Source organism: Pseudomonas sp. B14(2017), from assembly GCF_002113255.1.
Taxonomy (GTDB): Bacteria; Pseudomonadota; Gammaproteobacteria; order Pseudomonadales; family Pseudomonadaceae; genus Aquipseudomonas; species Aquipseudomonas putida_Z.
This window is the reverse complement of the sequence record NZ_NEJY01000009.1, coordinates 83747-103959: the sequence shown is the minus strand read 5'-3', so window position 1 is coordinate 103959 and position 20213 is coordinate 83747. Positions and strand designations below refer to the sequence as shown.

Annotated in this window: 15 protein-coding genes and 2 pseudogenes; 3 read left to right on the top strand and 14 right to left on the bottom strand. The window is 62.4% G+C overall.

The genetic code is table 11. The annotated features are described in order from the left end of the window. Window positions 1-7: 7 nt before the first annotated feature. From rfbC to mtnA, 13 genes and pseudogenes are all read right to left on the bottom strand, one after another. A pseudogene (rfbC, locus tag CAG34_RS29185) lies at window positions 8-568 on the bottom strand (dTDP-4-dehydrorhamnose 3,5-epimerase); the annotation flags it as partial. 79 nt (window positions 569-647) lie between these two features. Next, on the bottom strand, window positions 648-1709 hold the full coding sequence (locus CAG34_RS11220; RefSeq protein ID WP_085589998.1) for an LPS O-antigen chain length determinant protein WzzB: 1062 nt from the start codon (window positions 1707-1709) through the stop codon (window positions 648-650). A 234-nt stretch (window positions 1710-1943) separates the two neighbouring features. Beyond that, window positions 1944-3367, bottom strand: a pseudogene (locus tag CAG34_RS11215) (MBL fold metallo-hydrolase RNA specificity domain-containing protein). A 102-nt stretch (window positions 3368-3469) separates the two neighbouring features. Then, window positions 3470-3733, bottom strand: a complete 264-nt coding sequence (locus tag CAG34_RS11210) for a lipopolysaccharide assembly protein LapA domain-containing protein (protein WP_085589996.1) — start codon at window positions 3731-3733, stop codon at window positions 3470-3472. A 19-nt stretch (window positions 3734-3752) separates the two neighbouring features. After that, window positions 3753-4052, bottom strand: coding sequence for an integration host factor subunit beta (gene ihfB / locus CAG34_RS11205; RefSeq protein ID WP_013971456.1), 300 nt, complete (start codon window positions 4050-4052; stop codon window positions 3753-3755). A gap of 190 nt (window positions 4053-4242) precedes the next feature. Beyond that, window positions 4243-5301: an acyltransferase gene (locus tag CAG34_RS11200; protein WP_178076929.1), complete on the bottom strand. Its 1059-nt coding sequence runs from the start codon at window positions 5299-5301 to the stop codon at window positions 4243-4245. A gap of 86 nt (window positions 5302-5387) precedes the next feature. Beyond that, window positions 5388-7064, bottom strand: a complete 1677-nt coding sequence (rpsA, locus tag CAG34_RS11195; RefSeq protein WP_003252673.1) for a 30S ribosomal protein S1 — start codon at window positions 7062-7064, stop codon at window positions 5388-5390. Window positions 7065-7188: 124 nt separating this feature from the next. Beyond that, window positions 7189-7875 (bottom strand): (d)CMP kinase, encoded by a 687-nt coding sequence (gene cmk / locus CAG34_RS11190; protein ID WP_085589994.1) that lies wholly within the window; start codon window positions 7873-7875, stop codon window positions 7189-7191. Then, complete coding sequence (locus CAG34_RS11185) at window positions 7872-10079, bottom strand: bifunctional prephenate dehydrogenase/3-phosphoshikimate 1-carboxyvinyltransferase (protein ID WP_256573550.1); 2208 nt, start codon at window positions 10077-10079, stop codon at window positions 7872-7874. Before CAG34_RS11185 ends, cmk begins: the two co-directional genes overlap by 4 nt. A gap of 209 nt (window positions 10080-10288) precedes the next feature. After that, a complete protein-coding gene (gene pheA / locus CAG34_RS11180) occupies window positions 10289-11383 on the bottom strand; it encodes a prephenate dehydratase (protein ID WP_025338102.1) in 1095 nt (364 codons plus the stop codon). Beyond that, window positions 11383-12468: a 3-phosphoserine/phosphohydroxythreonine transaminase gene (serC, locus tag CAG34_RS11175; RefSeq protein ID WP_025338101.1), complete on the bottom strand. Its 1086-nt coding sequence runs from the start codon at window positions 12466-12468 to the stop codon at window positions 11383-11385. Before serC ends, pheA begins: the two co-directional genes overlap by 1 nt. A gap of 257 nt (window positions 12469-12725) precedes the next feature. Further along, window positions 12726-15491, bottom strand: a complete 2766-nt coding sequence (gene gyrA, locus CAG34_RS11170) for a DNA gyrase subunit A (RefSeq protein ID WP_085589990.1) — start codon at window positions 15489-15491, stop codon at window positions 12726-12728. Between the two features lie 353 nt (window positions 15492-15844). Further along, window positions 15845-16921: an S-methyl-5-thioribose-1-phosphate isomerase gene (gene mtnA / locus CAG34_RS11165; RefSeq protein ID WP_025338099.1), complete on the bottom strand. Its 1077-nt coding sequence runs from the start codon at window positions 16919-16921 to the stop codon at window positions 15845-15847. A gap of 111 nt (window positions 16922-17032) precedes the next feature. On the opposite strand from mtnA, the gene ubiG reads away from it, so the two are divergent. From ubiG to CAG34_RS11150, 3 genes are all read left to right on the top strand, one after another. Continuing rightward, on the top strand, window positions 17033-17731 hold the full coding sequence (gene ubiG, locus CAG34_RS11160; RefSeq protein ID WP_025338098.1) for a bifunctional 2-polyprenyl-6-hydroxyphenol methylase/3-demethylubiquinol 3-O-methyltransferase UbiG: 699 nt from the start codon (window positions 17033-17035) through the stop codon (window positions 17729-17731). A 2-nt stretch (window positions 17732-17733) separates the two neighbouring features. Beyond that, window positions 17734-18405: an N-acetylmuramic acid 6-phosphate phosphatase MupP gene (mupP, locus tag CAG34_RS11155; RefSeq protein WP_085589988.1), complete on the top strand. Its 672-nt coding sequence runs from the start codon at window positions 17734-17736 to the stop codon at window positions 18403-18405. 148 nt (window positions 18406-18553) lie between these two features. Continuing rightward, entirely contained in the window at window positions 18554-19294 is a 741-nt protein-coding gene (locus CAG34_RS11150; RefSeq protein WP_025338096.1) for a YciK family oxidoreductase, read from the top strand. 118 nt (window positions 19295-19412) lie between these two features. Here CAG34_RS11150 and CAG34_RS11145 read toward each other — a convergent pair whose 3' ends face one another. Next, the gene (locus CAG34_RS11145) at window positions 19413-20198 is read right to left on the bottom strand and encodes a TenA family transcriptional regulator (RefSeq protein ID WP_085589986.1); all 786 of its coding nucleotides are present in this window, start codon (window positions 20196-20198) and stop codon (window positions 19413-19415) included. Window positions 20199-20213 lie beyond the last annotated feature (15 nt).

The window sequence follows — 20213 nt, the reverse complement described above, 5'->3', positions numbered from 1 at the left end:
GGATCAGCGGTGGCAAGTCAGCCTCGGCAAGGGTTGGCGCAATCGCATCCTTGTCACTGATCAGCAGCCCCTCCAGCTGTGGCCATTCGATGGCAAGGTCCGGGTCATTCCAGGCAATGCTGCGTTCATGCTCTTTGGAGTAGACATTGGTCGTGCGGTACTGGAACACCGTATCTTCTTCCAGCGCGATAAAACCATGGGCGAAGCCTTCAGGCACCCACATCATCTTGCGGTTGGCCGCCGACAGCTCCATGCCTACCCACTGCCCGAAGGTAGGGGAGCCTTTTCGAATATCCACTGCCACGTCGAACACTGCGCCCTTGACCACGCTTACCAACTTGCCTTGGGCAAATGGATAAAGCTGATAGTGCAAGCCGCGCATGACGCCCTTTTTGGATAAAGAGCAATTTTCCTGAACAAAAGAAGGCGGAAGGGTAATACCTTGCGCACTGAGCAAGGCATGAAACTTAGGCTCGCTATAAGACTCATAGAACCAGCCCCTGTCGTCCTCGAAAACGGTAGGTTCAAAAACGACTACGTCCGAGATATTTGTTTCTATGAGCTTCACGCAACCAGCCTCTTGTTGAAATTTATTACTATCAGTTCGACTCTTCCCGCAGCATACAGGCTCGGGGGTGCGGGGTGGCTCAAACGCGTCCCAGACGACGTTCTCTTTCAGTAGATACCAGGTGGTTAAATGCGGCCAGGAGCACACCGAGTACCAGCCCTGCGAACACACCCCCTACGACAATAAGCAATTTGCGCAGCCGGACCGGGGTATCAGGCACCTCGATGGCACCATCCTGCTGAAACACCTCGATCACGGCCGGGTTCAGCTGCAGATTGCGGTAAAAGTCGAGTTTCTCCTGGATCTCCCGCAAACCGGCGACGAATGGGTCATCGGACTCCCGCGTGCGAAGGTTTGCAAGCTCTGCCTCAAGGGCCTGGCTACCGCGCATGTAGGTCAGTGCGCCCTGCATGCCGCCAGACACCTCAGTATCCATGCCACTGGCAATGATGGGTGGCTTGCTCAGGTTCACTGCCTTGGCAACTTTCAGCGCCTCTTCAAGGCGGGCGATTTGATCTTCCCGCTGCTTGTGCGCCGCATCTCGCGCGCTGCGGATCTGTTGCTCCAGGTTCTTGACCACCACCTTCACTTCAGTATCGGCATCTTCAACCAGCGTCTTTTTAGCAAGGTCGCTGGCCATTTCCGAAAAACGCGTTACCCACTTCACACTCATCTTGGGGTCGTCGCTTAACGCCCTGATCAAAAAGCGCTCGGCACTATCTCCCGCCACAGCCCCCACAGTCAATACCTTGCCAAACTGGTCATAAAGTGCATCTTGAGAGCCTTGGCGGGCGACCTCTGGCAAATTAGGCAAATAGACCGCGCGAAAAAACTGGCGCCGCAGTGACTCGGATTGCAGGGAACGCAGGTAAATCTGATAAACATCTTTGGGTGTAAACGCTTTGAGGCCGCTGGCTTCAGTGCGACCATAGTTCAACTGGGCAATATCATTCTTGGTAGGTGGCAATATAAAAGACTTGGCCTCATACATCGGCGTCTTTAGCCAAACATAAACAAGAGTAGCTGCAGTAACTAAAACAACGCACGAAAGGATGAGCAGTTTACGACTCCACAAGACATGCCAGAGTTCGAGAACATCAACTTCGTCATTTTCGACTCCGGGACTACGTTCATTTCGCATTTGTTCTCGTTTTCCTTAGATCCGGCCATTTGCATGATTCCTCTGCCAGCCAGGCTTAGCCTTGGCTGCAGCTGACCTGACGAAAGACCAGCTGAAGCTAAGCGTAGCGGCATTTTGCTCATCCACCGCAGACCGCTCGAAACGACCTACAGCTTTAGCACTTATCCGATCTAAGAGAAAGATACCGTCAACAAAGTTCCACCGCCGCCCCACGAGCCGACGGCCTGCGGCTCGCTACTGGGCAACCATGACGTCGACCTCCCTACCGCCGCGCTTGCTTAATGCTTCGGCCAAAGCTGATTTCGCCCGAGCTTCTCCATGTACCAGCACAACCTTCCTTGCGGCTTTCGCACCATCCAGCGCGAAGCTCACCAACCCCTGCTGATCCGCATGACCAGAGTAGCCCGGCAAGGTTACGACTTTTGCGCGCACCTCATACATCCGCCCATCCAGATCAATCTGCACAAACCCTTCCGCCCCTTCACTCGCCTGTATCACCGCGCCCGGCGTGCCCTTGGCCTGGTAACCGACAAACATTACCTCGTGCCGCGGATCCCCGAGCATGGCCTTGAGGTAATTGACGATGCGCCCCCCGAACACATGCCATTGCCGGCAATCACGATCGCCGGGCGCCCGGTGCTCTTCAGGTAATTGACCACCTGCTGGTGGCGGGCATGGGTGTCCACGCTGATCAACTGGCTGAAGCCAAGCGGGTCGCGCCCTTCGGCCAGGCGCGCCCTGGCTTCGGCATCCCAGTAGTCGTGCAACTCCCGGTACACACCGGTAATGCGCTGGGCCAGTGGTGAGTCAAGGATGATGGGCAGCTGTGACCAGTCGAGCGGGTCGCCCTCGGAGGCCGGGCCGGCCTTGTTCAGCAAGGCCTTGCGATGAAGAATGCCTTCGAGCTCATACAGCAGCTCCTGGGTGCGGCCGAGACTGAAGGCCGGAATGAGCAGCGTGCCCTGGTCGGCAAGGGCGCGGTCGATGGCCGCTTCCAGCCGCTGCTGCCGGTCGCCTGCAGGCGGGTGCAGGCGGTCGCCGTAGGTGCTTTCCAGTACCAGCACATCGGCCCGTTCCGGGGGCAGCACAGGGCGCAGCAAAGGGTTGCCACCGGCGCCAAGGTCACCGGAGAACACATATCGGGTATTGGCTTGTTCACGCTGCACATCGCATTCGACATAGGCCGAACCCAGCAGATGACCAGCGCGCTGCAGGCGAATGCGGCAACCGAGGCCGGGGCGCTCGACCAGGGTGTGCCACTGCTCGAAAGGCACGGGCTCGATAAGGTCGCGGATGAACTCCAGATACCTCGCCACTTGGGCGGGCTCACTGCTGATACTCAGTTTGTAGGCATCTTCCAGCACCAGAGGCAGCAGCCGGGCGGACGGCTCGCTGCACAGGATCGGGCCACGGTAGCCGGCAGCCAGCAATGCCGGAATGCGACCTACATGGTCGAGATGCACATGGGTGATGACCAGAGCCTGAATACCCTGCACGTCGAAGCCCAACGGTGCCGATGCTGCGCCTGGCGCGGCCTCGGCGCCCTGCTCCAGGCCGCAGTCGATCAGCAGGCTGGTGGACGGGGCGAGGTGCAGTTGATGGCAGGAGCCGGTGACGCCACGGGCACCACCGTGATGGGAAAGGACAGGATATTCCATGTTGCGCACACTCGCCTGGGCCGAAAATGAAGTGCGTTATTACTCCATGACGGCCGGTACAGGCATAGGTGAGACTTTCCCAAACAGTTGTAGGAAATATCCTTAGTTACCGTTCAGTGCTGCCTGGCGGGCAGAAGCCCTGATCTTGCGCTTGCTGCGCTGCACGCCGTAGGCACCCAGCACCGGCCCGACTGCCAGGCCAATGACCAGGGCGGCCAGGACCAGCACGGCGACTGGCACGGCCGGGGCTGCCCAACCGAACAGGACCAACGAGACGGTTTGCTGGTTCTCCAGCACGAAGAACAGCACCACAGCCGCCAACAGCAGCACGAACACCGCCGCCAGGGCGCGCTTGAGGTTACGCATCAGATTGCTCCTTGTGGAATCAGGTGTGGGCCTCATGTTCTTCTTCATTGACCCGATCGCGCAACTCCTTGCCAGGCTTGAAGTGCGGCACGAACTTGCCTTCGAGGCTGACCGACTGGCCGGTCTTCGGGTTACGGCCTACGCGAGGGGCGCGATAGTGCAGCGAGAAGCTGCCAAAACCGCGGATCTCGATGCGATCGCCAGTGGCAAGGCATTGTGACATCTGCTCAAGCATGGTCTTGATGGCCAGCTCCACGTCCTTGGACGAGAGCAGCCCCTGATGGGTGACAATACGTTCGATCAGCTCCGACTTCGTCATATTTTTCCCTTCGTTATCAAGCAGCTAGATCATTGCTTAACCAGTTTGTAGCACGCTGGGAGTGATTTGAACAGGGTGGTTCTTGACTTAATAAAAAAATTCAAGATTGAAGTTTTACAGGGATGGTCTAGCCGGCGGCACCCGAGCGCGCCCGCCACAGATGCAGCGGGCACACCGACACCCTGAACACCTATGCCAATTGTTCCCGGGAGACCGCTTGGGAAAAGCGCTTTCGCATCGCCAAGGCAGGCTTCTCTACCAGCTCCCACGAAACATAGCCCGCAAACCACGACGCCGGCACCGCAGCCAACATCAACCAGTAGGGACCGGCCCATGGCATGGCCCCCGCCAACACTTGCTGGATCGGAAATGCATACAGGTAGATACCGTACGAGTAATCCTGCACCAACGAAGGCAGCTTCACCTGCGGGCAGTAAGCAAAGTACAAGGTGCCGTAAAGCGTCAGGATGGCGCAGGTAAACACCTCGAAGCGCCCACCCTTGCTCAGCAAGAACAATCCGGCGCAGGCAAGCAGCAGCCACCACCCATGCGGGATCACCGCCCGGCACGAATAGAACGCCGAACCCGCCAGGAAACACACCACCAACTTGAATGGGTACTCCCCATAAGCCGGATGCAGGGTATGCAGCCCCAGCGCAATCACCAGCGCCGCCAGCGTCAGCCCTGCCATCGGCCATCGACAAACCCTGGCCACCAGCACCAATACCCCCAGCACCAGGTACATGCGCATTTCCAGCGGAATGGTCCACAAACTGCCATTGACCGAAACCCCATGAAACCTCGGAGTAAAACTCACGCCTGGCAGCACGAACTGGGCATCCTTGAATATCAACAGCGGGCTGTAGACGTACTTGTAAACCTGGCCTTTCGAGAAATACTCGGCAAGCGGCAACGAGGTAACCACTGGCCCCAGCACAAAGGCCATGAGCAGCAGACACACCAGCAAACCAGGCAAGATCCTCAGTGCGCGCGCCAGGTAGAAATCCCGGGCACCATTGCGCTCACCACTGGCAGCGATCAAGAACCCGCTGACCATGAAGAACACTTCAACGCCCAGGCTGTGAACCGGCACCGGCATACCCAGCAGCAACGCCGGGTCGGCACAACTCAGGCACTCCAGGTAGGACAACGCAAAGGAATGCCCAACCACCACAGCGGTTGCCGCCAGCAACCTGATGATCAGGAAATTGTTATCACGCCCGCGACCTTTCATGACGTCGCCAAACATCAACATCATCCACCCCCGACATGGACCATTTCCGACATAAAAAAAGGGCGACCCGAGGGTCGCCCTTTTTACCGATCAAACAGAACTCAGTTCTGCTTGGCCATTGCTTCGCGCAGCAGCGCAGCCATGGTGGTGTCGGCAGCCGCTTCCGGAGCGTTTTTCAGGCTCTGGATGGCTTCGCGCTCTTCAGCATCGTCCTTCGACTTGATGGACAGGCTGATAACGCGGGACTTGCGGTCAACGCTGATGATCTTGGCTTCGATCTCTTCGCCTTCCTTCAGGACGTTACGCGCGTCTTCAACGCGGTCACGGCTGATTTCGGAAGCTTTCAGAGTAGCTTCGATGTCGTCGGCCAGAGTGACGATGGCGCCTTTGGCGTCAACTTCTTTCACGATGCCCTTGACGATAGCGCCCTTGTCATTGACAGCAACGAAGTTGGAGAACGGATCGTCTTCCAGCTGCTTGATGCCCAGGGAGATGCGCTCGCGCTCTGGGTCGACCGACAGGATGACGGTTTCCAGCTCGTCGCCCTTCTTGAAACGACGCACGGCTTCTTCGCCGGTTTCGTTCCAGGAGATGTCGGACAGGTGAACCAGACCGTCGATGCCGCCGTCCAGGCCGATGAAGATACCGAAGTCGGTGATCGACTTGATGGTACCGGTGATCTTGTCACCCTTGTTGAACTGGCCGGAGAAGTCTTCCCATGGGTTGGACTTGCACTGCTTGATGCCCAGGGAGATACGACGACGCTCTTCGTCGATGTCCAGAACCATGACTTCCACTTCGTCGCCAACCTGAACGACTTTCGACGGGTGGATGTTCTTGTTGGTCCAGTCCATTTCGGAAACGTGTACCAGACCTTCAACGCCTTCTTCCAGCTCAGCGAAGCAGCCGTAGTCGGTCAGGTTGGTAACGCGAGCCTGTACGCGAGTACCTTCTGGATAACGGGCAGTGATAGCTACCCACGGATCTTCGCCCATCTGCTTCAGACCCAGCGAAACGCGGTTGCGCTCACGGTCGAACTTCAGAACGCGTACGTCGACTTCGTCGCCAACGTTAACGATTTCCGATGGGTGCTTGATGCGCTTCCAAGCCATGTCGGTGATGTGCAGCAGGCCGTCGATACCGCCCAGGTCCACGAAGGCGCCGTAGTCGGTGAGGTTCTTGACGATACCCTTGACCTGTTGGCCTTCCTGCAGGGTTTCCAGCAGGGCTTCGCGCTCGGCGCTGTTCTCGGCTTCCAGCACGCTGCGACGGGAAACGACAACGTTGTTGCGCTTCTGGTCCAGCTTGATGACCTTGAATTCCAGCTCTTTGCCTTCCAGGTGGGTGGTGTCGCGCACAGGGCGGACATCAACCAGGGAGCCCGGCAGGAACGCACGGATGCCGTTAACGTCGACAGTGAAGCCGCCCTTAACCTTACCGTTGATAACGCCCTTGACCACTTCTTCGGCGGCGAAAGCTGCTTCCAGAACAATCCAGCACTCGGCGCGCTTGGCTTTTTCACGGGACAGTTTGGTTTCGCCAAAGCCGTCTTCGACCGCGTCCAGCGCAACGTGAACTTCGTCACCGACCTTGATGGTCAGCTCGCCAGCTTCGTTGTAGAACTGCTCGAGCGGGATGACGCCCTCGGACTTCAGGCCAGCGTGTACGGTAACCCAGTCGCCGTCGATGTCGACAACGATACCGGTGATGATGGCACCCGGCTGAAGATTGAGGGTTTTCAGGCTTTCTTCAAAGAGTTCTGCAAAGCTTTCGCTCATTTTAATTCCTGTAGATTCGGGCGAAACAGACGCCCATAGCCACATTCCAGACAATGTGGGTTTGTTTTAAGTAAAGGAAAGCCGGCAGGACGTTGACTGGTGCCCCTGCCTGCTTTCCTGGCTATCAGAGAAGGTCGCGCAGTGCGATCTCGCTCCTGATACGTTGCAACACCTGCTCGATGGACAACTCGGTAGAGTCCAACTGAATGGCATCGACCGCTGGCTTCAGCGGGGCCACTGCACGTTGGGTGTCGCGCTCATCACGCGCACGAATCTCATCCAGCAGACTCGACAGACTAACATCTTCACCCTTGCCCTTCAACTGCAGGTAGCGGCGACGCGCCCGCTCCTCCGCGCTGGCGGTGAGGAAGACTTTCAACGGTGCGTCCGGGAACACCACTGTGCCCATGTCGCGGCCGTCGGCGATCAGGCCCGGCGCCTCGCGGAATTCGCGCTGACGCACCAGCAGTGCATCACGCACGGCCGGCAGCGAAGCAACCATCGAGGCACCGGCACCGACGGTCTCGGTGCGGATGACGTTGCTGACGTCCTCGCCCTCGAGGATGATCTGTTGCAGCTTACCGGGCTCGGCGGCGATGAACTGCACATCCAGATGGGCGGCAAGCTTGGTCAGCAACTCTTCGTTGGTCAGGTCGACGCCGTGGTTGCTGGCGTTGAACGCCAGCAGACGGTACAGCGCGCCAGAGTCCAGCAACTTCCAGCCCAGCTCGCGGGCCAGCAGCCCGGCGACCGTACCCTTGCCCGAGCCGCTTGGCCCGTCGATGGTAATGACCGGCGCCAGGGCACTCACGACTTGCCCTCTTCCGCCACGCGGATGCCCACCTCGGCGCACAGCGCCAGGAAGTTGGGGAACGAGGTGGCGACGTTGGCGCAATCGTGGATGCGGATCGGTGCGCTGGCGCGCAGCGAGGCAACGCTGAAGGCCATGGCGATACGGTGGTCACCGTGGCCATGCACTTCGCCGCCGCCCAACTGGCCGCCGTCGATGATGATGCCGTCCGGGGTAGGCTCGCACTTGATGCCCAGGGTGATCAGGCCGTCGGCCATGACCTGGATACGGTCGGATTCCTTCACCCGCAGCTCTTCGGCACCACGCAGCACGGTACGCCCTTCGGCACAGGCAGCGGCGACGAACAACACCGGGAACTCGTCGATGGCCAGTGGCACCAGCTCTTCAGGGATGTCGATACCCTTCAGCTTGGCACCGCGCACACGCAGGTCGGCCACCGGCTCGCCGCCGACTTCACGCTGGTTTTCCAGGGTGATGTCGCCGCCCATCAGACGCAGGATGTCGATCACGCCGGTACGGGTCGGGTTGATGCCAACGTGCTCCAGCACCAGTTCGGAGCCTTCGGCGATGGATGCCGCCACCAGGAAGAACGCCGCCGAGGAAATGTCGGCCGGTACTTCGATACGGGTGGCAGTGAGCTTGCCGCCGGACTGCAGCGAGGCCACCGGGCCGTTGCTGTCGACGCTGTAGCCGAAGCCGCGCAGCATGCGCTCGGTGTGGTCACGGGTTGGCGCAGGCTCGGTGACGGTGGTCTTGCCTTCGGCGTACAGGCCGGCCAGCAGCAGGCAGGATTTGACCTGGGCACTGGCCATCGGCAGCGTGTAGGTCAGCGCCTTGAGCTTGTGGCCACCGCGGATGGTCAGCGGCGGGCGGCCTTCAGGGCCGGTCTCGACCACAGCACCCATTTCGCGCAGCGGGTTGGCCACACGGTTCATCGGGCGCTTGGACAGCGACGCGTCGCCGGTCATGGTCACGTCGAACGGCTGGCCGGCCAGCAGGCCCGACAGCAGGCGCATCGAGGTACCCGAGTTGCCCACATACAGCGGCCCGGGTGGCGGCTTGAGGCCGTGCAGGCCGACGCCGTGAATGGTCACGCGACCGTGGTTGGGGCCTTCGATGACCACACCCATGTCCCGGAATGCCTGCAGGGTCGCCAGCGCGTCCTCACCTTCGAGGAAGCCTTCGACCTCGGTGGTGCCTTCGGCCAGCGAGCCGAGCATGATCGAGCGGTGGGAAATCGACTTGTCGCCCGGTACGCGGATTCGCCCTGACAGGCGGCCACCCGGTTGGGCCAGGAAAATCAGATCGTTGGCGTTCATAGCGTCCACATAGGCCCGGCGGGCCAGGATTTTACTGAAATGCTCGCGGGCAACGCGTGCGCGGGTGAATACACCCAGCAGTTGGTGCCCGTCCCCTTCAGCGATCGCGTCGCGCAAGGCGTCGAGATCGCTGCGATATGTATCAAGCGTGCGCAGGACAGCGTCGCGGTTGGCGAGAAAGATGTCGTGCCACATGGTCGGGTCGCTGCCGGCGATTCTCGTGAAATCGCGGAAGCCTCCCGCAGCGTACCGGAAGATTTCGAGGTTTTCATTGCGCTTGGCCAGTGAATCGACCAGGCCGAAGGCCAGCAGATGCGGCAGGTGGCTGGTGGCGGCAAGCACTTCGTCGTGGCGTTCGACCGACATGTGCTCCACATCGGCGCCCAGCTCGCGCCACAGGCGGTCGACCAGGGCCAGGGCGGCCGGGTCGGTTTCGGCCAACGGCGTGAGGATGACCTTGTGCCGGCGGAACAGAGTGGCGTTGGAGGCTTCTACCCCGCTTTGCTCGGAGCCGGCGATGGGGTGGCCGGGGACGAAGCGCGGCAGGCGCTCCCCAAAGACGGCACGCGCCTCACGCACGACATTGCCCTTGGCGCTGCCGACGTCGGTGATGACGGCATCGCCAAGGTCGAGCTGGGCCAGGCGGGCCAGCAGTTTTTCCATGGCCAGGATCGGCACGGCCAGCTGGATGACATCGGCACCGACACAGGCGGCAGCGAGGTCTTCTTCGCAGCGGTCGACCACGCCCAGGGCCACGGCCTGCTTGCGCGAGGGCGCGTCCAGGTCGACACCGACCACTTCGCGGCACAGGCCGCTTTCACGCAGGCCCTTGGCGAACGAGCCACCGATCAGGCCGAGGCCGACCACGACCAGGCGGTTGATGATTGGTGCGGGTTTGGTTGTTACTGCTTTTACCACTGGTGCGAACCCTGTTCAGAAGTCAGGACAGTCTTTGAGACCGCAGGGGGCTGCTTTGCAGCCCATCGCCGGCAAGCCAGCTCCCACAGGTACGGCGCATGCCATGAGATTTGTGCGGCCCCTGTGGGAGCTGGCTTGCCGGCGATGGGCCGCACAGCGGCCCCGGCAATCTTCGATCAAAGCACCGCCTTCGGATACGAACCCAGCACCTTCAGCGCCACAGCCTCCTGGCTGATCTGCTCGAGCACCGCCTTGATCAGCGGGTCGCGGTGGTGGCCGACGAAGTCGATGAAGAACACGTAGGTCCACTTGCCGCTGCGCGATGGGCGGGTCTCGATGCGGGTCAGGTCGATGCCGTTCTGGTGGAACGGTACCAGCAGCTCGTGCAAGGCACCCGGCTTGTTGCTCATCGAAACGATGATCGAGGTCTTGTCGTCGCCGGTCGGCGGCACTTCCTGGCTGCCGATCATCAGGAAGCGCGTGGAGTTGTCCGGGCGGTCTTCGATCTTTTCGGCCAGGCGGGTCAAACCGTACAGGTTGGCCGCCATGTCGCCGGCGATCGCCGCCGAGTTCCACTCGCCCTTGACCCGCTTGGCCGCCTCGGCATTGCTCGACACGGCCACGCGCTCCACGTTCGGGTAGTGCGCGTCCAGCCACTTGCGGCACTGGGCCAGCGACTGGGCGTGGGAGTAGATGCGGGTGATGCTGTCGGTCTTGGTGTTCTCGCCCACCAGCAGGTGGTGATGGATGCGCAGCTCGACCTCGCCGCAAATCACCATGTCGTGCTCGAGGAAGCTGTCCAGGGTGTGGCTGACCGCGCCTTCGGTGGAGTTTTCCACCGGCACCACGCCGAAGTTGACGGCACCGGCCGCCACTTCGCGGAACACTTCGTCGATGGCCGCCATCGGCCGGCTGATCACCGCGTGGCCGAAGTGCTTCATGGCCGCAGCTTGGGTGAAGGTGCCTTCAGGGCCGAGGTAGGCGATTTTCAGCGGCTCTTCCAGGGCCAGGCACGACGACATGATTTCGCGGAACAGCCGCGCCATCTCTTCGTTGTCCAGCGGGCCCTTGTTGCGCTCCATCACGCGCTTGAGCACGGCGGCTTCACGCTCGGGGCGGTAGAACACCGGCTTTTCGCCTTCCGCCAGCGAGGCGGTCTTGACCTTGGCCACTTCCTGGGCGCAACGGGCGCGCTCGCTGATCAGCTCGAGGATCTTCTCGTCGAGGCTGTCGATGCGAACGCGCAGCGCCTTCAGTTCGTGCTCGGACATCAGCCGTGCTCCTTCTCGAATTCGGTCATGTAGGCCACCAGGGCTTCGACTGCTTCAAGGCCCAGGGCGTTGTAGATGGAGGCACGCATGCCGCCTACCGAACGGTGGCCCTTGAGGTTGAGCAGGCCACGGGCATCGGCGCCGGCGAGGAAGGCCTTGTCCAGGCGCTCGTCAGCCAGGCGGAACGGCACGTTCATCCACGAACGGGCGTTGTGGCTGATCGGGTTGGTGTAGAACTCGCTGCTGTCGATGAAACCGTACAGGCGGTCTTTCTTGGCGCGGTTGCGCTGCTCCATGGCATCGACGCCACCCTGCTCTTTCAGCCATTCGAACACCAGGCCCGAGAGGTACCAAGAGTAGGTGGCCGGGGTGTTGTACATCGAGCCGTTGTCGGCCGAGACCTTGTAGTCGAGCATGGTCGGGCAGCTGCTGCGGGCACGGCCCAGCAGGTCTTCGCGCACGATCACCACTACCAGGCCGCTCGGGCCGATGTTCTTCTGCGCGCCGGCGTAGATCAGGCCGTACTGCGACACGTCGATCGGGCGCGAGAGGATGTCGGACGACATGTCGACCACCAGCGGTACGTCACCGGTTTCCGGCACCCAGTCGAACTGCAGGCCACCAATGGTCTCGTTGGACGCATAGTGCACGTAGGCAGCGTTCTTGGTCAGCTTCCACTCGTTCTGGCCCGGGATGGCCAGGTAGTCGTAAGGCTTGGCGCTGGCGGCGACGTTGACGTTGCCGAAGCGGCGCCCTTCCTCGATGGCCTTTTTCGACCAGATGCCGGTTTCGATGTAGTCGGCGGTGCCGTTTTCCGGCAGCAGGTTCAGCGGGATTTCGGCGAACTGCTGGCTGGCGCCGCCCTGCAGGAACAGCACCTTGTAGTTGGAGGGGACGGACAGCAGGTCACGCAGGTCCTGCTCGGCCTTTTCGGCGATGGCCACGTAATCGTCGCTGCGATGGCTCATTTCCATCACCGACAAGCCCTTGCCACGCCAATCCAGCATCTCGGCCTGGGCGCGCTGCAGAACAGCGTCAGGAAGCGCGGCAGGGCCTGCGCAGAAGTTAAAGGCTCGTTTGCTCACATCCACTCTCGCTCTGCCAAATGGTACAAAATCGTAATTCGGTGCTGACCAACTAAAACTGTGTCGCCTGTCATGGGCCTGCCTTGCAGGCCATCGCCGGCAAGCCAGCTCCCACAGGGACTGCGCAAACCTCGAAGCTCGCGCTGAACCTGTGGGAGCCAGGCTTGCCGGCGATGGGCCGCACAGCGGCCCCAATGACCTGGCCTGATCAGTCAAACGGGGCGACCTTGGTCGCCCCGTTCGGGTTTTACGCTTGCTTACTCCTGCGGGGCCTCTTCGGCACCAGCAGCTTCTTCGTTGTCTGGCGCTTCAGCCTCGACGCCCTCTTCGTCCGTCTCGATCACATCATCGAGTTCGTCCTCGGAAGGCTCCTGGATGCGCTCCAGGCCCACCAGCGTCTCGTCGGTAGCCAGCTTGATCAACGTCACGCCCTGGGTGTTACGGCCCAGGCTGGACACTTCGCCAACGCGGGTACGCACCAGCGTGCCCTGGTCGGAGATCAGCATGATCTCTTCGCCTTCCTGCACCTGGATGGCGCCGATCAGCAGGCCATTGCGCCCCTTGGTGCCCATGGCGATCACGCCCTGGCCACCACGGCCGCGACGCGGGAACTTGGACAGCGGGGTGCGCTTGCCGAAGCCACGCTCGGAGGCGGTGAGGATCTGCGCGCCGGATTCAGGGATCAGCATGGAGATGATCTGCTGGCCCTTGCCCAGCTTCATGCCGCGCACGCCACGGGCGTTACGGCCCATCTCGCGCACCACGCTTTCAGCGAAGCGGATCACCTTGCCGGCGTCGGAGAACATCATGACTTCCTTGGCACCGTCGGTGATGGCCGCGGCGATCAGGGTGTCACCTTCCTTCAGCTTCAGGGCGATCAGGCCGTTGGAGCGCGGACGGGCGAACTGCACCAGCGGGGTCTTCTTCACGGTACCCGAAGCGGTGGCCATGAAGATGTAGGCGCCGGTCGGCTCGGCCACCCACTCAGGGGTGTCGCCGTCTTCCTCGTCCACTTCCTCGGCCTCGACCACTTCGCCTTCGAGCACGGTGTCTTCCGCGTCCTCCAGCTCTTCGTCGGCGTCAGCGTTCTGCTGCAGGGCCTCGAGGTCGATCTGCAGCATGGCGGTGATGCGCTCACCTTCCTCCAGCGGCAACAGGTTGACCAGCGGGCGGCCGCGCGCGGCGCGGGACGCTTCAGGGATGTCGTAGGTCTTCAGCCAGTACACCTTGCCCTTGCTGGAGAACAGCAGCAGGGTGGCATGGCTGTTGGCAACCAGCAGGTGCTCGACGTAGTCCTCGTCCTTCACCCCGGTAGCCGACTTGCCTTTGCCGCCACGGCGCTGGGCCTGGTAGGCGGACAGCGGCTGGGTCTTGGCGTAGCCGCCGTGGGAGATGGTCACCACGCGCTCTTCTTCCGGGATCATGTCGCCGTAGTTGAGGTCGTGGCGCGCATCGAGGATTTCGGTACGGCGGGCATCGCCATATTCGGCGCGGATGGCTTCCAGCTCTTCGCGGATCACTTCCATCAGGCGCTCGGCGCTGCTGAGGATGCGGATCAGCTCGCCGATCTGCTCGAGGATTTCCTGGTACTCGGCCAGCAGCTTCTCGTGCTCCAGGCCGGTCAGGCGGTGCAGGCGCAGGTCGAGAATGGCCTGGGCCTGTTCCGGCGACAGGTAGTACTTGCCTTCACGCAGGCCGTACTGCTCCGGCAGGTCCTCGGGGCGGCAGGAGTCGGCGCCGGCGCGCTCGACCATGACCTGCACGGCACTGGATTCCCAGGCAGTGGAGATCAGGGCTTCCTTGGCTTCGGACGGGGTCGGCGAGGCCTTGATCAGGGCGATGACCGGGTCGATGTTGGACAGCGCGACCGCCTGGCCTTCGAGGATATGGCCGCGTTCGCGGGCCTTGCGCAGCTCGAACACGGTACGGCGGGTTACCACTTCACGGCGGTGACGCACGAACGCTTCGAGCAGGTCCTTGAGGTTGAGCAGGCGCGGACGGCCGTCGACCAGGGCCACCACGTTGATGCCGAATACGCTCTGCAGCTGGGTTTGCTGGTAGAGGTTGTTGAGCACCACCTCCGGCACCTCGCCGCGACGCAGCTCGATGACGATGCGCATGCCGTCCTTGTCGGACTCGTCGCGCAGCTCGGTGATGCCTTCGATCTTCTTCTCTTTGACCAGCTCGGCGATCTTCTCGATCAGGCGAGCCTTGTTCAGCTGGTACGGCAGCTCGGTAACCACGATCTGCTGGCGACCACCGACCTTGTCGATGTCTTCGATCTCGGAGCGGGCACGCATGTAGATGCGACCACGGCCGGTACGATAGGCCTCGATGATGCCCTGGCGGCCGTTGATCAGGCCGGCAGTCGGGAAGTCCGGGCCAGGGATGTGCTGCATCAGCTCATCGATGGTGACTTCGGGGTTGTCGATGAGTGCCAGGCAGCCATCGATGACCTCGCCGAGGTTGTGCGGCGGGATGTTGGTCGCCATGCCCACGGCGATACCGCTGGAACCGTTGACCAGCAGGTTGGGAATACGGGTCGGCATGACCGCCGGGATCTGCTCGGTGCCGTCGTAGTTGGGCACCCAGTCGACGGTCTCCTTGTGCAGGTCGGCCAGCAGCTCGTGGGCCAGCTTGGCCATGCGCACTTCGGTGTATCGCATGGCTGCGGCGTTGTCGCCGTCCACCGAACCGAAGTTGCCCTGGCCGTCGACCAGCAGGTAGCGCAGCGAGAACGGCTGGGCCATACGCACGATGGTGTCGTAGACCGCGGTGTCGCCGTGCGGGTGGTACTTACCGATCACGTCACCGACCACACGGGCGGATTTCTTGTACGGCTTGTTCCAGTCGTTGCCCAGTTCGCTCATCGCATAGAGAACGCGACGATGCACGGGCTTCAAGCCGTCACGCGCATCGGGCAGCGCTCGCCCGACAATCACGCTCATCGCGTAGTCGAGGTAAGACTGTCTCAGTTCGTCTTCGATATTGACCGGGAGGATTTCTTTGGCCAGTTCGCCCATGAGAAGCCTGATTCCTTTTTCTGGTGAAACTTCGCAGCTCCATCAAGGGCCGAACGAAGCTCGCCGCCGCAGCGCATAAGGGTGCGACGACTTACGACAAATCAATGAGTTGTGCCATGGATCTGCGCAATGAAGGCCGCCGTGGTGGGCGGTCTTGGAAACTGCCGGATGTTATCACAAAGGCAGGGGCGGTGGGGAGATGTGGCAGGTGGCCTCACACGAGGTTGAATCTTCGGATTTTCACTGGCTTCTTCGCGGGCACGCCCGCTCCCACAGGGATATCGCAACACTCGAGAGTGGTGGTGTCCCTGTGGGAGCGGGCGCGCCCGCGAAGAGGCCAGCGAGGTTTCCGGTCAGTGCAGGCGCTTGCGGCAGATCAATTGTGCCAGCTTGGCGGCATCCGGCCGCTCGACGATGCCGCGCTCGGTCACGATCACGTCGATCAAGTCGGCCGGGGTCACGTCGAACACCGGGTTGAACACCTCGACATCCGGCGCCACGCGGGTGCCGCCAATGTCCAGCAACTCGTCGGCAGCGCGCTCTTCCAGCGGGATGTCCTCGCCCGTGGCCAGGTTCAGGTCGATGCTGGTGCTCGGCGCCACCACCATGAAACGTACGCCGTGGTGCATGGCGCTGACCGCCAGCTGGTACGTGCCGATCTTGCTGGCCACGTCGCCGTTGGCGGCGATGCAGTCCGCGCCCACCACCACCCAGGTGATGCCCTTGCTCTTCATCAAGTGGGCCAGCGCCGAGTCGGCGCACAGGGTCACCGGGATGCCTTCGTTGGCCAGTTCCCAGGCAGTCAGGCGCGAACCATGCAGCCAGGGGCGGGTCTCACCGGCATACACCCGCTCGACCATGCCCTCCAGGTAACCGGCGCGGATCACCCCCAGCGCGGTGCCGAAACCACCACAGGCCAGGGCGCCGGCGTTGCCGTAGGTGAGCAGGGTCTGGGCGTTGCCCTGATGGCGGCGGATCAGCTCGATACCGTGCTGGGCCATGGTCAGGTTGGCTTCGCGGTCGCTTTCGTGGATGGCCACCGCTTCGGCCTCCAGCGCCGCCAGCACGCCTTCGTCCGGACGCAGGCGCTGCAGGCGCTCACGCATGCGGTTCAGCGCCCAGAACAGGTTGGCGGCGGTAGGGCGCGCTTCAGCCAGGACAAGGAAGTCTTCTTCCAGGTCCATTTCCCAGTCGCCACCCTCGGCCAGCCGCTCTTCCAGGGCCAGCACCAGGCCATAGGCCGCGGCAATGCCGATGGCCGAGGCACCGCGCACGGCCATGTCGCGGATCGCCGCTGCCACCTGCGCGACATTGTCGCAGGCCAGCCAGCGCTCTTCCGACGGCAGCAGGCGCTGGTCGAGCAGGTGCAAGACGCCGCCCTGCCAGCGGATCCCGGTCACCTTCTCCGCCGCCAAAAGTCGCTCGCGCATCGCCTCTCCCCGTCGTTCGGATATCAAAAGCCGGCGATTATAGCGACCCTCGGGGCCGAGCGCTCGGGTATACTCCGGCGCAATTTTGCGAAGTTTCAGAGGACTGTTCTAATGAGCAACGTCGACCGCGCCGAAATCGCCAAGTTCGAAGCGCTGGCCCACCGCTGGTGGGACCGCGAAAGCGAGTTCAAGCCGCTGCACGAAATCAACCCGCTGCGCGTCAACTGGATCGACGAGCGCGCCAGCCTCGCCGGCAAGAAAGTGCTGGACGTGGGTTGCGGCGGCGGCATCCTCAGCGAGGCGATGGCCCTGCGCGGCGCCACGGTCACCGGCATCGACATGGGCGAAGCGCCACTGGCCGTGGCCCAGCTGCACCAGCTGGAGTCGGGCGTGCAGGTGGAATACCGGCAGATCACCGCCGAAGCCCTGGCCGAGGAAATGCCCGAACAGTTCGACGTGGTCACCTGCCTGGAAATGCTCGAGCACGTACCCGACCCGTCTTCGGTCATCCGCGCCTGCTACCGCATGGTCAAGCCTGGCGGCCAGGTGTTCTTCTCCACCATCAACCGCAACCCCAAGGCCTACCTGCTGGCCATCGTCGGCGCCGAGTACATCCTGAAGATGCTGCCGCGCGGCACCCACGACTTCAAGAAGTTCATCCGCCCGTCCGAGCTGGGCGCCTGGAGCCGCGTTGCCGGCCTGCAGGTGAAGGACATCATCGGCCTGACCTACAACCCGCTGACCAAGCACTACAAGCTCAGCAGCGACGTCGACGTCAACTACATGATCCAGACCCTGCGCGAGGAATAAGCATGCGTTTGCAAGCAGTACTCTTCGACATGGACGGCACCTTGCTCGACACGGCGCCGGACTTCATCGCCATCTGCCAGGCCATGCTCGCCGAGCGCGGCCTGCCGGCCGTCGATGACAAGCTGATCCGCGACGTGATCTCCGGCGGCGCCCGGGCGATGGTCGCCGCGACCTTCGCCATGAGCCCGAAGGCCGAAGGCTTCGAGGCCCTGCGCCTGGAGTTCCTCGAGCGCTACCAGCGCGACTGCGCGGTGCACAGCAAGCTGTTCGACGGCATGGCCGAGCTGCTGGCCGACATCGAGAAAGGCAACCTGCTGTGGGGCGTGGTCACCAACAAGCCGGTGCGTTTCGCCGAGCCGATCATGCAGCAACTGGGCCTGGCCGAGCGTTCGGCGCTGCTGATCTGCCCGGACCACGTCAAGAACAGCAAGCCCGACCCCGAGCCGCTGATCCTCGCCTGCAAGACCCTCGGCCTGGACCCGGCCAGCGTGCTGTTCGTCGGCGACGACCTGCGCGACATCGAGTCTGGCCGCGACGCCGGCACCCGCACGGCGGCGGTGCGCTACGGCTATATTCATCCAGAGGACAACCCCAACAACTGGGGCGCCGACGTGGTGGTGGACCACCCGCTGGAACTGCGCAAAGTGATCGACAGCGCGCTGTGCGGCTGCTGAACCCCGTCTAGACCGCAGCACAGCCCCTGTGGGAGCGGGTTCACCCGCGAAGCAGGCCCTGAGGTGGATGGCACCGGCTTCGCCGGTGTTCGCGGGCTTGCCCGCTCCCACAGGGATCGGCGCTGCCCAATGAACAAGGGAAAATCTGATGTTCGACTACACCGCCCGCCCCGACCTGCTGCAAGGCCGGGTCATCCTGGTTACCGGTGCCGGCCGCGGCATCGGCGCCGCTGCCGCCAAGGCCTACGCTGCGCTGGGCGCCACCGTGCTGCTGCTGGGCAAGACCGAGGCCAACCTGAACGAGGTCTACGACCAGATCGAAGCCGCCGGACACCCGCAACCGGTGGTGATCCCGTTCAACCTGGAAACCGCCCTGCCCCACCAGTACGACGAACTGGCGGTGATGATCGAAGACCAGTTCGGTCGCCTCGACGGCCTGCTGAACAACGCTTCGATCATCGGCCCGCGCACGCCCCTGGAGCAGCTGTCGGGTGACAACTTCATGCGCGTGATGCACATCAACGTCGATGCCACCTTCATGCTCACCAGCACCCTGCTGCCGCTGCTGAAGCTGTCGGAAGACGCTTCGGTGGTGTTCACCAGCAGCAGCGTCGGGCGCAAGGGCCGGGCCTACTGGGGCGCCTATGGTGTGTCCAAGTTCGCCACCGAGGGCCTGATGCAAACCCTGGCCGATGAACTGGAAGGCGTGGCACCGGTGCGCTCCAACAGCATCAACCCGGGTGCCACGCGCACGGCGATGCGGGCGCAGGCCTACCCTAGCGAAAACCCGCAGAACAACCCGCTGCCGGAAGAGATCATGCCGGTGTACCTGTACCTGATGGGGCCGGACAGCAAAGGGGTGAATGGGCAGGCGTTCAACGCCCAGTAAGCCTGCACCGGCCTCTTCGCGGGCACGCCCGCTCCCACAGGATCACCACAGCCCTTGAGGACTGCGCCATACCTGTGGGAGCGGGCGAGCCCGCGAAGAGGCCGGGACTGGAGAGCGATCAGCCCGCTGCCAACACCGGGCGCATGCGCCCCTGCTGGCGCCCTTCCAGCTGCATGCACCGCTCCAGGAACAGGTACATGCAGTCATAACTCTTGCAAATCGCCTTGCGCAGTTCATTGCGCAGCCCCTGGGTCGGGTTCTCGCCGGCCAGGGTGCAGATGATCTCCAGCGCCTCCCACGGGTGCGCGTCGTCATACTGGGCATGCATCTTCAGCCACTTCATCGCCCGCTTGCGCTGATCCTCCGGGAAGCCCAGCGCATAGGTGTCGGTGGAGCACACCACCGCTGACCACTCGCCGGTCGCACCTTCGATGGCGTAGTTGGTCGCCGCCATGGAAATGGCCAGGTTCTCGGTGGCGCACACGCGCCAGCACCAGTCATTCAGGCCATTCAGCTCTGGCGGCACATCCTGGGCCTGCAGCTCGTGCAGGTGCACGCCATGCGCCTGGCACCAGTTCACCCAGTAGTCGGCATGGTTGAGCTCGACACGGATGTTGCGCATCAGCCAGCGCCGCGCCATGTCTTCGCCCTGATGACGGCCATAGCGGGTCTTGGTCAGGTTGTGAGCCATGTACAGCGAAAACTGCTCCACCACCGGCCAGCCACCGATCAGGTACTGGCGAATGGTCGATTGCTTCAGCTGGCCGTCGCGCAGGCGCGCGTAGAACTCATGCTCGACTACCCGGCGCTTGCTCTCGCGGCAGTCTTCAATCATTTGCTGGGCCCATTGGGGGTAGCTGGCGGGATCCATCAAAGGCCCGATACGAACGAATGCGTCAATCACTTTCAGCTCCTTGAT